General features: G+C 70.1%; 12 protein-coding genes and 1 riboswitch. Of the genes, 5 read left to right on the top strand and 7 right to left on the bottom strand.

What is annotated here, in order from left to right; all coding sequences use genetic code 11:
• Positions 1-2: 2 nt before the first annotated feature.
• The 3 genes from tilS to dacB all read right to left on the bottom strand — a co-directional run bounded on the left by tilS (position 3) and on the right by dacB (position 3,721).
• Positions 3-1,094: a tRNA lysidine(34) synthetase TilS gene (tilS, locus tag ON19_RS02295; RefSeq protein ID WP_083899097.1), complete on the bottom strand. Its 1,092-nt coding sequence runs from the start codon at positions 1,092-1,094 to the stop codon at positions 3-5.
• A gap of 64 nt (positions 1,095-1,158) precedes the next feature.
• A complete protein-coding gene (locus ON19_RS02290; protein WP_083899103.1) occupies positions 1,159-2,268 on the bottom strand; it encodes a zinc-dependent metalloprotease in 1,110 nt (369 codons plus the stop codon).
• Between the two features lie 13 nt (positions 2,269-2,281).
• Positions 2,282-3,721 carry a D-alanyl-D-alanine carboxypeptidase/D-alanyl-D-alanine endopeptidase gene (dacB, locus tag ON19_RS02285; protein ID WP_043685922.1) on the bottom strand — a complete coding sequence of 480 codons (1,440 nt, stop codon included), beginning with the start codon at positions 3,719-3,721 and terminating at the stop codon, positions 2,282-2,284.
• A gap of 216 nt (positions 3,722-3,937) precedes the next feature.
• On the opposite strand from dacB, the gene ON19_RS02280 reads away from it, so the two are divergent.
• Positions 3,938-4,429, top strand: a complete 492-nt coding sequence (locus tag ON19_RS02280; protein ID WP_043685919.1) for an inorganic diphosphatase — start codon at positions 3,938-3,940, stop codon at positions 4,427-4,429.
• A 138-nt stretch (positions 4,430-4,567) separates the two neighbouring features.
• Here the strand turns inward: ON19_RS02280 and ON19_RS02275 are convergent, their stop codons facing one another.
• Together ON19_RS02275 and ON19_RS02270 are read right to left on the bottom strand one after the other, a co-directional pair.
• A complete protein-coding gene (locus ON19_RS02275; RefSeq protein ID WP_043685850.1) occupies positions 4,568-4,810 on the bottom strand; it encodes a hypothetical protein in 243 nt (80 codons plus the stop codon).
• A gap of 187 nt (positions 4,811-4,997) precedes the next feature.
• The gene (locus ON19_RS02270; RefSeq protein ID WP_043685847.1) at positions 4,998-5,819 is read right to left on the bottom strand and encodes a crotonase/enoyl-CoA hydratase family protein; all 822 of its coding nucleotides are present in this window, start codon (positions 5,817-5,819) and stop codon (positions 4,998-5,000) included.
• 191 nt (positions 5,820-6,010) lie between these two features.
• Here ON19_RS02270 and ON19_RS02265 point away from each other — a divergent pair, with 191 nt between their 5' ends.
• From ON19_RS02265 to ON19_RS02255, 3 genes are all read left to right on the top strand, one after another.
• Positions 6,011-6,331, top strand: a complete 321-nt coding sequence (locus ON19_RS02265; protein ID WP_043685845.1) for a 2-oxo-4-hydroxy-4-carboxy-5-ureidoimidazoline decarboxylase — start codon at positions 6,011-6,013, stop codon at positions 6,329-6,331.
• Positions 6,332-6,385: 54 nt separating this feature from the next.
• Complete coding sequence (locus ON19_RS02260) at positions 6,386-6,862, top strand: YbaK/EbsC family protein (RefSeq protein WP_043685842.1); 477 nt, start codon at positions 6,386-6,388, stop codon at positions 6,860-6,862.
• A 77-nt stretch (positions 6,863-6,939) separates the two neighbouring features.
• Positions 6,940-7,491: a flavin reductase gene (locus ON19_RS02255; RefSeq protein ID WP_043685840.1), complete on the top strand. Its 552-nt coding sequence runs from the start codon at positions 6,940-6,942 to the stop codon at positions 7,489-7,491.
• A gap of 103 nt (positions 7,492-7,594) precedes the next feature.
• On the opposite strand, the gene ON19_RS02250 is transcribed toward ON19_RS02255, so the two are convergent.
• A complete protein-coding gene (locus ON19_RS02250; protein WP_043685838.1) occupies positions 7,595-8,194 on the bottom strand; it encodes a Uma2 family endonuclease in 600 nt (199 codons plus the stop codon).
• Between the two features lie 75 nt (positions 8,195-8,269).
• Positions 8,270-9,589 carry an aminotransferase class V-fold PLP-dependent enzyme gene (locus ON19_RS02245; protein ID WP_043685836.1) on the bottom strand — a complete coding sequence of 440 codons (1,320 nt, stop codon included), beginning with the start codon at positions 9,587-9,589 and terminating at the stop codon, positions 8,270-8,272.
• A gap of 49 nt (positions 9,590-9,638) precedes the next feature.
• Positions 9,639-9,752: riboswitch (SAM riboswitch) on the bottom strand.
• Positions 9,753-10,290: 538 nt separating this feature from the next.
• On the opposite strand from ON19_RS02245, the gene ON19_RS02240 reads away from it, so the two are divergent.
• Positions 10,291-13,431, top strand: a 3,141-nt coding sequence (locus ON19_RS02240; protein ID WP_043685835.1) for a Pls/PosA family non-ribosomal peptide synthetase, incomplete at its 3' end; no start/stop codon positions are given.

The raw sequence follows: 13,431 nt of genomic DNA, 5'->3' as shown, positions 1-13,431 counted from the left end.
CGTCATCGCCTCCGATGCCCATCCTCACTCAGCCGCAGTGTCAGCCTGCCATGTTCGCGCCCGGCGACCAACCTGCTATCCGGCCGTCCTCCGCCGACCGCGACACCGCCCTGCCCACGCCAAGCCGTCACCAGTTCGTCGACTGCCTGTAAATGCTTCGTGGTCAGGGCTTTCGCACCGTGGTCGAGCAGCCATGCCCGGATTGCCCGTTTCCGCAGGGCGGCGGGCGCAGTGGCGAGGGTCTCGATCACCAGCGCCGGGCCATCACTCGCGTTGTGCCGCAGTTCGGCGGCGAGCGCGTCCAGTACCGCGCCGTCCGCACGCAACTGCTCGGCCGTGCGCGCCAGCGCCGGGGCCACCCCGCCGCCGAGGATCTGCTCCAGCAGCGGCAACGCCTCGGTGCGCAGCCGGACCCGGGTGAACTCCGGGGCGGCGTTGTGCGGGTCGTCGTGTGGTGAAATGCCCAGGTCGGCGCACACCTGCCGGGTCGTCGCCCGTCGCACGCCGAGCAACGGCCGCCCCCACGGCTCGGCGCAGGGGGCCATTCCTTGGATCGAGCGGCCACCCGAACCGCGCGCGAGGCCGAGCAGCACCGTTTCGGCCTGGTCGTCGAGCGTGTGCCCGAGCAGCACCGGCAGGCCGTCACGCGCCGCGTCCAGCGCGGCGTAGCGCGCCCGGCGCGCCGCGGCTTCCACACCGCCCTCGGTGCCGACCTCGACCGGAAGCACCCGCGCGGACCGGCAGCCCAGGGCGAGGGCTCGGGCCGCCGCCTCGGCCGCCACGGCGCCGGAACCGGGTTGCAGCCGGTGATCGACCACCAGCGCGTGGACGGCGTTCGTCTCCACCACCGCCGCGGCCGTGAGAGCCAGCGAATCCGCGCCACCGGACAGCGCGACCGCGACCGCCTGCTCCTCGGTCTCTCGCGGTCCGAAATCGGCCAGCCAGTCCCGGACCGCCCTGCGGACGGCGAGCACTGCCGCGGTCTCGGGCAGGCGCCGTGTGGGATCGGCAGCGGGCGCGAGTGGCGGCACGGAACCGGACGACCCGGCCTCCGATCCGAAGCGCCCGGGTGTGGTTCCTGGCGCACGCCCCATGGGCGCAGCCTACCGGCCTGCCTCGCTCGACGGTTGACCGCCGGGGCAGAAACAGCCTGCTAGCTCAGGCCAGCACCCGTTCGATCCAACGCTGCGGCTGCTCGATCTCGTCGGTGCGCGGGAGCGTCTCGGCATCGGTCCACACCGTGTTGAACCGCGTCGTCCCGACCGTGGCGACCACCTCGTCCACGAACTTCTTGCCGCGCACGTACTGGGCGACCTTCGCGTCCACGCCGAGCAGGGCGCGCAGGATGCGCTGCACCGGGTTGGTGGGACGCTTGCGCCGCTGGTCGAACGCGGTGCGGATCTGCTCGACGGACGGGACGACCGAAGGCCCGACCGCGTCCATGACGTGATCGGCGTGCCCCTCCAGCAGAGTGCCGAGCATGAGCAGGCGGTCCAGCGCCGCACGCTGCGGCGGCGCCTGTGAGGCGCGCAGCAGGCCGACCACACCGCGCGCGGCCGGGTCGTCGGAGGCCGTTCCGCGGCGGCGGTCGCGCACCTCCTCGACCAGCCGCGACAGCATGTCGCTCACCGGCTCGTCACCGACCTCGCCGAGTATCTCGACATTGGCGCGCATGTATTCGGCGAGCCAGGGCGCCGAGGAGAACTGCACCCGGTGGGTCACCTCGTGCAGGCAGACCCAGAGCCGGAAATCGCTCGGCGACACCCCGAGCGCGCGCTCGACCGCCACGATGTTCGGCGCGACCAGCAGCAGGGTGCCGTCCGGTCCCGTGAACGGGTCGTACTGGCCGAGGATCGCGGTGGACAGGAAGGCGAGCATCGCGCCCGCCTGCACACCGGCGGGTTTGCCCGCCAGCAGCTTGCGTTCGACCGGCGCCCCACCGGTGCCGGTGAGCTGGGCCATCGAGTCGGCGGCGGCTCCGATCCACCCCGGCCGGTCGACGATCCTTGCCGCTGGGACCGGCCGGTCGTCCAGCAAGCCGCTGACCTCACGGACCGGCCCCTCGGCCCGCACGGAGGAATCGGCGAGCTCGGCGACGACCTGTTCGGCCGAATAGCGCGACGTGCGCGGACCCGCGGGCGCCAGTGCCGAGCCGGTTCTAGCGGCCAGGCGCCAATCGACCACGCCGGACAGACCCGAGCGGCCCTTGCGCCGCTCGACCACGTCCGCGGCGCCGAATCCGGCTGTGTCGGAACCTTGCTGGGTCATGATCAACCACCCGTCACGAGCATCCACAATTTCGCAGCGTGCCTGCGATCGCGTCCAACGCGGGCCTGCTCACCTCCGGCGGTCGGTCGTTCGACATCAGAGCGAAGGTCAGCACCCGCCCATCGGCGTCCAGCACATACCCGACCAACGCGCTGGACACCGACAGAGTTCCGGTCTTGGCCCGAACCCAGCCCGCGGCCTGGCGGTCGCGGGCGACGTAGCGGCCGGTCAGCGACCCCGTTGCGCCGGCGACCGGCAGAGCGTCGAGCATCGGGGCCAAGGTGGCGGCGACGCGGTCGTTCTCGGGCTTGGCCTTGGTACCGGCCGGTTGCACCGCCGTGGCGCCGGTCGGCTTGGCCGCGGTCGCCACGACCCGGTCGAGCAATCGCGCGGGAATCCGGTCGTCGACCGAAAGCCCGCTGCTGTCGTGCATATCCAGGCCGGTCAGATCGAAACCTGCCGTGCTCAGCGCCTCGCGCACCGCGGCGACCCCGCCGTCGAAGGATGCCTCGCCACCGGTGGCCGTGGCGAGCTCCCGCCCGATCGTCTCGGCGAGCACGTTGTCGGAGTACACCATCATGTCGCGCAGCCGGTCACGCAGCGGCGCCGACCGCACGGAGGCGACTTCGGCCGCGCCCGCGGGCGCGACGCCCGCCCGGACCCGTGCCGGGTCGAGCCCCAGCTCCACGGCCAGTCGCCGGCCGGCGTCCAGCGCGGGCGTGGCGGTACGCGGCGAATACTCGACGAGCGGTTGCAAGCGGCCGCCGTCGATCATCACCGACTCGATCGGGGCGATGGAACCCTCCGGTATGTCGATCGGGTCCCAGCCCTTCGCCATGGTCGAGCCCGCGAAGGCGGAGGTGTCGACGACGATCGTGTCCACCGGGCGGCCCGCGGTCTCGATCTGGTCGACCAGGTCGGACAGACGCGGCCCGTTCGGGTAGTACCCCTTGCCGTCCGGCTGCGCGGTGAGCGTCGGATCACCGCCGCCGACCAGCACCAGCTCGTTCGGCGCCGCACCGGCGACCACCTTCGTGGTCACCCGGTGCTCGGCGGGCAGCGTGAGCAGGGCGGCCGCCGTGAGGAGGATCTTCGCGGTGGACGACGGGATCATCGGCCGGTTCGCGTCACCGCTCCACAGCACGATCGCGCTGTCGGCGTCGGTCACCTGCCCCGCGAACGCGCCGAGGTCCGGATTGCCGATCACCGGCGCCAGCGCGGCGGCGATCCCCGCGGCACTCGGCGCGGAACCGGTCGACCGGGCCGGACCGATCCGCGGGGAGGGCTCGACCGGCGCGGGCGCGGCGACGATGGTCAGGCCGCCGTGCCGGAACTCGTCGGTCCACGGCCGCACCGTGACCAGTGCCACCACGGCGACGGCGAGCAGCACGATCAGCGTGGTCGATATCCAGATCCATCTGTTGCGGCGCCGTCGGGCGGCCAGCCCACCGATGTTCTCGTTGCCACCAAACACGTCGCCGCCGCTCTCCTGACCGATTCCCGCAGCAGCCGCCTGCCGCACCCATGTCCGCGCCGACCACACTATCCTCGTTGCGCAACCGTTCCCCCGAACAACCTGGCGAGTCGGCGCACTCCGCAGCGGCCGAGTCGGCAGTCGCCGAAAGAAGCCGAGTCGCCGGGCTCGGCACCGATGCACGAAGGAGATGGCGTGGAGTTCGACGTCACGATCGAGATCCCCAAGGGTTCCCGGAACAAGTACGAGGTCGATCACGAGACCGGCCGGGTCCGGCTCGACCGGTTCCTGTACACGTCCATGGTCTATCCCGCCGACTACGGCTTCATCGAGAACACCCTCGGCGAGGACGGTGACCCGCTGGACGCGCTGGTCCTGCTGCCCGACTCGGTGTTCCCGGGTGTGATCGTGGAGGCCCGTCCGGTCGCGATGTACAAGATGACCGACGAGGCGGGCGGCGACGACAAGGTCCTGTGCGTGCCCGCGGGCGACCCGCGCTGGGACCACATCCAGGATCTGAAGGACGTCCCGGAGTTCGAGCTGGCCGCGATCAAGCATTTCTTCGAGCGCTACAAGGACCTGGAGCCCGGCAAGTACGTCAAGGGCTCGGAGTGGGTCGGTCGCGCCGAAGCCGAGGCCGAAGTGGAGGCGTCCATTCAGCGCCTGAAGGACCAGGGCGGGCACTGAAAGTCTGCTGGGCACAACAAAAGCGGGGAGTCCGTTCTCAACGGACTCCCCGCTTTTGTTGTGTGAGCTGAAATTCGGATTTCGGAAGGCGAAAAGGGACACCCGGATGCCGGATGCCCCTTCTCTGTGACAGGTGGCTCAGTAGTAGATGTAAAGGTCCCAGCCGTCCCAGTTCTCGATGCACTCCCAGTAGTAGCCGCCGGTGCTCGGCGACTCGCCGTCGGCACGGCAGGCGTACAGCGTGGCGTAGGTGCCCACGTAGGTGCCGCCGTAGGCGACATCCTGGTAAACCGGCGCGGCCGAGGCCGAAGCAGCCGTCGACACCCCGGCGACGGCGGCGATGGCCAGCAGACCAGCGGCGAAGAAGGACTTGATACGCATTGGTTTTGCTCCTGAATGCGAGGCGAAATTTCCGACGTCCCAAACGATATGGGCGATCGGCGCCTCGCACACCCACCCCTAGGGTGAGGGCAACGCAACCCTGAGGCGAATCACCTTGCCCACCCTCGATACCCACCCTTGGGTGCGGGCACGGCGCGCCCACGGCGGTGCGGGCGCGCCGTGGGAGTCACCGGCCGCGGAACTCGGGCGGACGCTTCTCGAAGACGGCCTTGATCGCCTCGGTGAGATCCTCCGAGGGCAGGAACGCGGCATTCCACGCGGAGACGTAGCGCAGGCCCGCGGCGACCTCGTCCTTGCGGCGCTGATCCAGCACGTCCTTGACGCCCTGCACCACCAGCGGCGGGTTGGCGGCGATCTCACGCGCGGTGGCGTGCGCCGCGTCCAGCGCCGCTTCCTGGTCCGGGAAGACGTCGTTGACCAGGCCGATCTTCTCCGCTCGCGCGGCGTCGATGTCCTTGGCGGTGTAGGCGAGCTCCCGCAGGTGACCCTCGCCGATGATGCCGGGCAGCCGGTGCAGCGAACCGATGTCGGCGACGATCGCGACCTTGGCCTCACGCAAGCTGAACTTGGCGTCCGCGCTGGCGTAGCGGATGTCGACCGCCGCGATCAGATCCAGCCCGCCGCCGATGCACCAGCCGGACACCGCGGCGATCACCGGCTTGCGGCAGTCCGCCACCGCCGTGACCGAAGCCTGCATCTTGCGCAGGTCGGTGAGGAAGTCGGTACGCGGCGCGGCCAGGGCGCGCTCGGCCATCAGCGGCCCGAACGTGCCGCTCATCGCGGGCAGGTCCAGACCGTAGGAGAAATGCTTTCCCGAGCCGGTCAGCACGATGGCGCGCACCTCCGGGTCGGCGTCCAGCGCATGGAAGACCTCCGGCAGCTCGCGCCAGAAGTCGGGACCCATCGCATTTCCCTTGCCGGGGCCGGTCAGCGTCACCTGCGCGACGTGATCCTTGGTTTCGACGGTGAAAGCCTGCCAATCTGTCATTTGTACAGCGTATCGAGGTGACGCGCGGCCGGTATCCCGGCCCGGGAGATCCCGGTATGCGAGGATTCGCGGTGAAACTCCGCAGCGTGTAAATCCTGTGCAAAATGGCGGCGGCGCACTGGTTCCCGCCTCGCCGGACGGCGGATCATGGTCGAGTCAGCAAACCTCATTCATCGGGTTCGGAGGACACCATGCTGATGCATCGGGGAATCGGCCTGGACCGGTTCAACGAAATGCCGCGCGCCCGCGCGGTGCACGCCCTGTACGAGTGCTGCTGCAACGTCACATGGGCCGCCACACTGAGCGACGCCCGACCGTATCCGGACCGGGACGCCCTGCTGACCAAGGCCGATCTGGAACTGCTCGCGCTGTCTCCGCGGGATGTCGACCGCGCCTTCGAAGCGGTTGCGCACGAACCGGTCTCGTCGCGCGATCTGCCGGAGCTGGCGCGGATCACCCGCGAACGGATCGCCGGGATGCTCGGTCCGAGCGAGGGCTACCCGGAATACTGAGCCCGCGATTCGACTTGTCCGGCGTACCGTCCGCAATCGCTCTACCCTGGTGAGATGCGCAGGTCGTCATTGCCACCGGTCGCCTGCCGGGTCGCGGACACCCTCATCTCCCGAGGTCATCATGGGCTCATCGTCGCCCAACCGGAACCGACGCACACCGCGGCGGACGCCGCGCGCGCACTCGGCGTCGACGTGGGGGCGATCACGAAATCGCTGGTGTTCCTGCTCGACGACGACCCGGTGCTGCTGCTGGTGTCGGGCGAGCACCAGGTCGATCTGGTGAAGACCGGCGCGCGTCTGGAAGGCACACTGACCCGCGCTCCCGCCGATATGGTGCGTGCGGTGACCGGCCAGCCCGTCGGCGGCGTCGCGCCGGTCGGCCACCCGACCAACCTGCCTACCTGGGTGGACAACGCGCTGGGGCGCCATCGCGAGATCTGGGCGGCGGGCGGGCACCCGAACACGATCTTCCGCACGTCGTTCCCGGAATTGCTGCGGATCACCGCCGGTCTCCCGCTCGACGTGGACTGACTCCGGCGCGGGTCGCGAAATCATGCCGAACGCCACACCCACCTCGCGTGCGGGGAATCCGGGCGTAGTTTCGTCATGTGACCGACGCACCACGCCCCGAGACGGAACTGCGGATTCCCGATGACCTGAGCGGCATCACCGCGGAGCAGTATCGCGCGTCCATGCGCCACTATCCCGCCGGCGTCACCGTCGTCACGCTGCATTCGCCGCGGGGGCCGGTCGGCTTCACCGCGACCTCCTTCGCTTCGCTGTCCCTGGACCCGCCGCTGGTCTCGTTCAACATCGCGCACACCTCCTCCAGCCTGTCCGCCATGCTGGACGCCGAGTCCGTCGTCATCCACTTCCTCGGCGAACACCAGCAGCACCTGGCGCATCGGTTCTCCCGGACCGCCGAGAAGCGCTTCACCGACCGCGCCTTGTGGACCACCCTGGACACCGGCGAGCCGGTCCTGCACGGCACCCCCATCTGGCTACGCGCCACCGTGCACCAGCTGATCCCCATCGGCGACCACACCTTCGTCGTCGGCTTGGTCACCCGGGTGCACGACAACACCGACGAGAAACCCGCCGCCGCGCCACTGCTGTACTACAACGGGCGCTACTACCGCCCGACCGCACTGGGCGACTGACCCACAGTTCGACTACGCCACCCGAGGCCGCACCCGCACCAACACCGCGGCGAGCGCGCGGGCCGGCCGCTCCAAAGCTCGGCACCGTCTCTCGGCGGACATCTCAGGCGCCGTCCAGGGCGGCGAAGTCGACGTCGACCGGAAACGGACCGGTCAGCCGGAGCACATCCTGGTGGGTTTCCGCCAACCGGTAACTGCGGCTCGCCCAGTCGAGACGATATTCCTGGATGATCTTTATTTTGCGATCCGCGGCCAGATGCACGATCAAGTAGATCGGGATTGCTTCGTTCGCGTACTCCGCGCACTTGTCCACGGTGTCGGTGTACTCGGACCCCGGCGAGACCACCTCGACCACCAACAGCACATCCGCAGTGGTCAATTTCCGGTCACCCTCGATGCACCGGTACAACGCCACGTCCGGACGGCGAAACGAGAATCCGGGGCTTCCCGGACGGCTGCGCACGTAATGCATTTCGAAGTCGGTCACCACGCCGGTGCACGGCTCGTCCGGACTCGCCTGCTCGAACGCGTTGGCCAGCCGCCTGGCCACGTTATTGTGCTCGAAGGTGCCGCTGCGGCAGACGATGACATGGCCGTCGACCACCTCGATCTGCCGCTGGATTTCCTCTGGAAGCGCCGTGTAACCCTCCTCCGTAATAAGAAGGGCGCCCGGATCGGTGGCCCACACCGGCAGTGTGCTCATAAGTCCGCCTCGAGGTTCGGGTTCGGATACGGCGATAGTATCCGGCGGCAGCGCCCGGATCGGGCGGACGTTTCGTCAGCCGACGAGGCAGGGGGCGGCGCCGCTGGGGGCGGTAGAGGTGAAGGGACGGGTTTCGGGGGTGGGGTTCCAGAGGCCGTTGGTGGGGGCGTAGTTCCAGGTGGGGCCGGTTCGCACGAGTGCGGCGAGCGCATCGATCAGGCGGTCCACGTCGGCGGAGGTGGTGCCGAGGCCGATGCTGGCGCGCAGTGCGCCGTCCAAGCCGAGGCGGGTGAGCAGCGGGTGGGCGCAGAAACGTCCGTCGCGCACGCCGATGCCGTGTTCGGCGGAGAGATAGGCGGCGACGTGGCCGGGGGCGAAATCATCGAGCGTGAAGGCGACGATGCCGACGGAATCGGGGCTGTCGATCCAGATGCGCAACAGCTGAAGTCCGGGAATCGCGGCCAAGCCGTCGCGCAGGCGGTCGGCGAGCCGGTGTTCGTGCGCGGCAAGGGTTTCGGCGTCGATGGCCCAGAGCGCGTCACAGGCCGCCGCCAGCGCGGCGGCGCCGAGCACGTTCGGCGACCCGGCTTCGTGGCGCTGCGGAGCGGGCGCCCACTCGGCCCCGTCGATACTCACCTCGCGCACTGCCCCGCCGCCCGCGAGATAGGGCCGCGCCGCGTCGAGCCAATCCCGCCGGCCCACCAGCACACCCGCGCCGAACGGCGCGTAAAGCTTGTGCCCGGAGAACGCCACGTAGTCGATTCCGGTGTCGCGCAGGCTGATCCGCCGATGCGGCGCCAACTGTGCCGCGTCCACCAGGATCCGGGCGCCGCACTGGTGGGCGATGGTGGCCAGCCGCTCCAGCGGAAGCACCTCCCCCGTCACGTTCGACGCGCCGGTCACCGCGAGCAATGCGGCGGGCCTGCTACACAGTTCGGCGACCAACCTGCCGACGGTCTCCTCGACCGTGTCGGCAGCCGCTACGACGCGGCGACCGCGCCTGGTCCACGGCAGGAAGTTCGCGTGATGCTCGACGTCGAGCACCACGGTGTCGCCGGGAACGCAGGAGGCGAGCAGATTCAGCGAGTCCGTGGTGTTACGGGTGAAGACCACCACCTGGTCGTCGGCGGCGTCGAGGAACCGGGAGACCGACCCGCGGGCGGCCTCGTAGCACTCGGTGGAGATCCGGGAGGCGTAGCCCGCGCCGCGATGCACGCTCGCGTAGTACGGCAGCAACTGCTGCACACGGTCGGTCACCTGGGTCAACGCCGGCGCGCTCGCCGCGTAGTCGAAGTTGGCGTAGGTCGCCGTTCCACCCTGCACCAGCGGTACGCGCAGTTCGTCACCGGAGACTCGGGCGAGTGCGGCACAGGCATTGTCGACAGCAGTAGTCATCACGTGAAATCCCGTCGGCTCAGGGACCCGCAATCGAAATGATTCGTCGAGTCCGCGCTTGCCGCGCCCAGTTGGGCGGCGGCCGGGTCGTCACCCGGAGCACCCCACCGCGGAGGAGGGTTGCCGGCCAGCAAGCCGGGGCTTGACGCTGGCACTCGTGACCTGACCCGAGAGTGGCAGAAGCGCCCCGGCGCTGTCAACCACGTTCCACCCGAGCTTTTACGAGCACCGCGTGGACATAACCACCACGCGAGAGCCATTACAAGCACCCCCACGACAGCGCGCGAGCCGCGTCGATCTGACGCTGCTCTGCGTGGGCCTGCTGCACCGGCACGTCCGCAACCGGCTGCGAAAGCCCGCCGTGAACCTCTGCGCACTCGGCATCGACGCCACCGCGTGGCGGAGTCTGTCGAGCGCAGCCATGAGCGGAATCACACCCCCGCACCCAGCGATCTCCCGGCGAACCAACGGGATGCCCCGCCGACCAGCGGTTGCCCTGTGCGATGCGACAAATATCGATCTCACCTGCAACAACGCTCTCCGCACCAGTCGATCCCGGGCGGCGTCCGGTGAACAACGAACGACAGCGACCCCGGGTACCGTGGACGATTGGCCGTCGTGGCGTTTGCCCTTTGGTAACCCAGCTATGACACAACAACAGGAAAGTGTGAGGCAGGCCGATGGGAGGTGCGCAGAGCACCATGCTCGAGACAGACGTCGACTCGCCGGCGCGCCCGTTGTCGCGTGGCGACCGCGCCCCCGAGGCCAGGACGCTCGTGGACATCCTGACCGCCACGGCGCTCGCACATCCCGACGCTCCCGCCATCGATGACGGCCGAGTGGTGCTGTCCTACCTGGAGCTGGTCGTCGAGATCGAGAAGACCATGGCCCGCCTCGCCACGGCGGGCGTGCGGCCGGGCGACCGGGTCGGCGTGCGCATGCCGTCGGGCACCCGCGGGCTCTACGTGACCATCCTCGCCATCTTGTACTCCGGGGCCGCGTACGTGCCGGTCGACGCCGACGACCCGGACGAGCGCGCCCACCTCGTCTTCGGCGAGGCGCAGGTCACCGCGATCGTGACCGCCGATGGCATCGAGACCACCGCCGCGGGCATCCGCGCGGCGGAGCAGCAGCGCGAGGCAACCTGGTCGACGCTGCCCAGCCCCGGCGACGACGCCTGGATCATCTTCACCTCCGGTTCCACCGGCACTCCGAAAGGCGTTGCCGTCACGCACCGCAACGCCGCCGCCTTCGTCGACGCCGAAGCCGACCTGTTCCTCCCCGACGCCCCGATCGGGCCCGGCGACCGGGTTCTCGCGGGTCTGTCGGTCGCCTTCGACGCGTCCTGCGAGGAGATGTGGCTGGCCTGGCGCAACGGTGCCTGCCTGGTGCCCGCCCCGCGTGAGCTGGTGCGCACCGGCGCCGATCTCGGTCCCTGGCTGGTGCGGCGGGAGGTCAGCGTGGTCTCGACCGTGCCGACGCTGGCGGCGACCTGGCCGGTCGAGGCGCTGGAGGCGGTGCGCCTGCTCATCTTCGGCGGCGAGGCGGTTCCACCCGAACTCGCCGAACGTCTCGCCGGGAACGGCGATTCGGCGCGCGAGGTGTGGAACACCTACGGCCCCACCGAAGCGACGGTCGTCGCGTGCGCGGCGCGTTTGGACGGCCAGTGGCCGATCCGCATCGGACTCCCGCTCAACGGCTGGGATCTGGTCGTGGTGGATCAGGCAGGTAACCCGGTGGCAGAGGGCGAATCCGGCGAATTGGTGATCGGCGGCGTCGGTCTGGCTCGCTATCTCGACCCGGTCAAGGACGCCGAGAAATACGCGTCGCTGGCCTCCGTCGGCTGGGAGCGCGCGTACCGCAGCGGCGACCTGGTCCGCAACGACAGCGCCGGACTGGTCTTCCTCGGCCGCGCCGACGACCAGATCAAGCTGGGCGGGCGGCGCATCGAACTCGGCGAGATCGACAACGCCCTACAGCATCTCCCCGGTGTCACCGGCGCCGCGGCGGCCATCCGGACCACCAAGGCGGGCAACAAGATCCTGGTCGGCTACCTGACCGGCCCGGGGCCGGAGTTCGACGCCAAGGCCGCGCGGGCCATCCTCACCGAACGACTCCCGGCCCCGCTGGTGCCCCGGCTCGCGGTGGTCGGGGAGCTGCCCACCCGCACCTCCGGCAAGGTCGACCGCGACGCGCTGCCCTGGCCGCTGCCCGATGCCGCCGAGGACGACGACGACAACGATCTGACCGGCACCGCGCAATGGGTTGCCGGACTATGGGATTCCATTCTCGGCGCCCAGGTCGGCGACCTCGACGCGGACTTCTTCGATCTCGGCGGCGGCTCGCTCGCGGCGGCGCAGCTGGTCACGGCGCTGCGCGAACGGTATCCACAGATCGCCGTCGCCGATGTCTACGATCATCCCCGCCTCGGCGCGCTGGCCGACCTGCTGGAGCAGACCACGCCCGCCGTCGCCGTCGCGGAACGGACGGTGCGCCCGACCCCACGGCCCGCGCAGGCGGCGCAGGTGCTCGCCACCATCCCGCTCACCACCCTCACCGGACTGCAGTGGCTCACCTGGCTGGCGATCGTCGGCAACATCGCCGCCTGGTCCGGCTCGCTGCCCTGGCTGCCACAGCTGTCGTGGTGGTGGACGCTGATCGCGTTCCTGCTGTTCATCTCCCCGCCCGGCCGCATGGCGATCTGCGTGGCCGGCGCGCGGCTGCTGCTGCGCGGCATCGGGCCCGGCCGCTACCCGCGCGGCGGCTCGGTGCATCTACGCCTGTGGGCCGCCGTCCGCCTTTCCGAGGCCAGCGGCGCCGAGAACCTCTCCGGAGCGCCGTGGATGGTGCCGTTCGCCCGCGCGCTCGGCGCGAAGATCGGCGAGGGCGTCGATCTGCACAGTCTCCCTCCGGTGACCGGCATGCTCGAACTCGGCGACGGTTGCAGCGTGGAGCCGGAGGTCGACCTGTCCGGGTACTGGATCGACGGCGACGTGGTGCATCTCGGCCCGATCACCATCGGCCCCGGCGCGGTGGTGGGCTCGCGCTCGATCTTGCTGCCCGGCACGAAGATCGGCAAGAACGCCGAGGTCGCGCCGGGCTCCGCGGTAGCGGGCAAGGTGAAGGCGGAGCAGGAGTGGGCCGGTTCGCCCGCGGTGAAGGTCGGCAAGGCCCAGCACCGCTGGCCGCCGCACACACCTCAACGAGCCCGGCACTGGGTCGGCATCTTCGGTATCACGTCGATGGCGTTGGCCGCCATGCCGATTCTCGGTATCGGCGCCGGTGGCGCGTTCCTCGCCTGGTTCGTTCGCGACACCGGCACGCTCGCCGAGGGCGCGGTGCGCGCGTTCGCCGTCCTTCCCCTCGCCACACTGCTCAGCCTGGGCGTCTACGCCGCGACGACCATCATCGCGGTCCGGCTGCTGAGCATCGGCCTGACCGAGGGCTACCACCCGGTGCGCAGCCGCGTCGGCTGGCAGGCCTGGGCCACCGAGCGGCTGATGGACTCCGCGCGCACCTTCCTGTTCCCGCTGTACGCCAGCCTGCTCACCCCGCTGTGGCTGCGCTTGCTCGGCGCCAAGGTCGGCAAGAGCGTCGAGGCGTCCACGGTGCTGCTGCTGCCGAAGTTCACCACCGTCGCCGACGGGGCTTTCCTGGCCGACGACACCATGATCGCCGGTTACGAACTCGGCGGCGGCTGGCTGCGCATCGGCGAGGCCAAGGTCGGCAAGCGCGCTTTCCTCGGCAACTCCGGGATGACCGCGCCCGGTCGCCGTGTCCCGAAGAACGGGCTGGTCGCGGTGCTGTCGGCGGCGCCGTCGAAGGCGAAGGCGGGCTCGTCC

Source organism: Nocardia abscessus NBRC 100374, from assembly GCF_000308455.1.
Classification (GTDB): domain Bacteria; phylum Actinomycetota; class Actinomycetes; order Mycobacteriales; family Mycobacteriaceae; genus Nocardia; species Nocardia abscessus.
The sequence above is the reverse complement of the archived record's forward strand: the minus strand, read 5'-3'. Positions and strand labels throughout refer to the sequence as shown.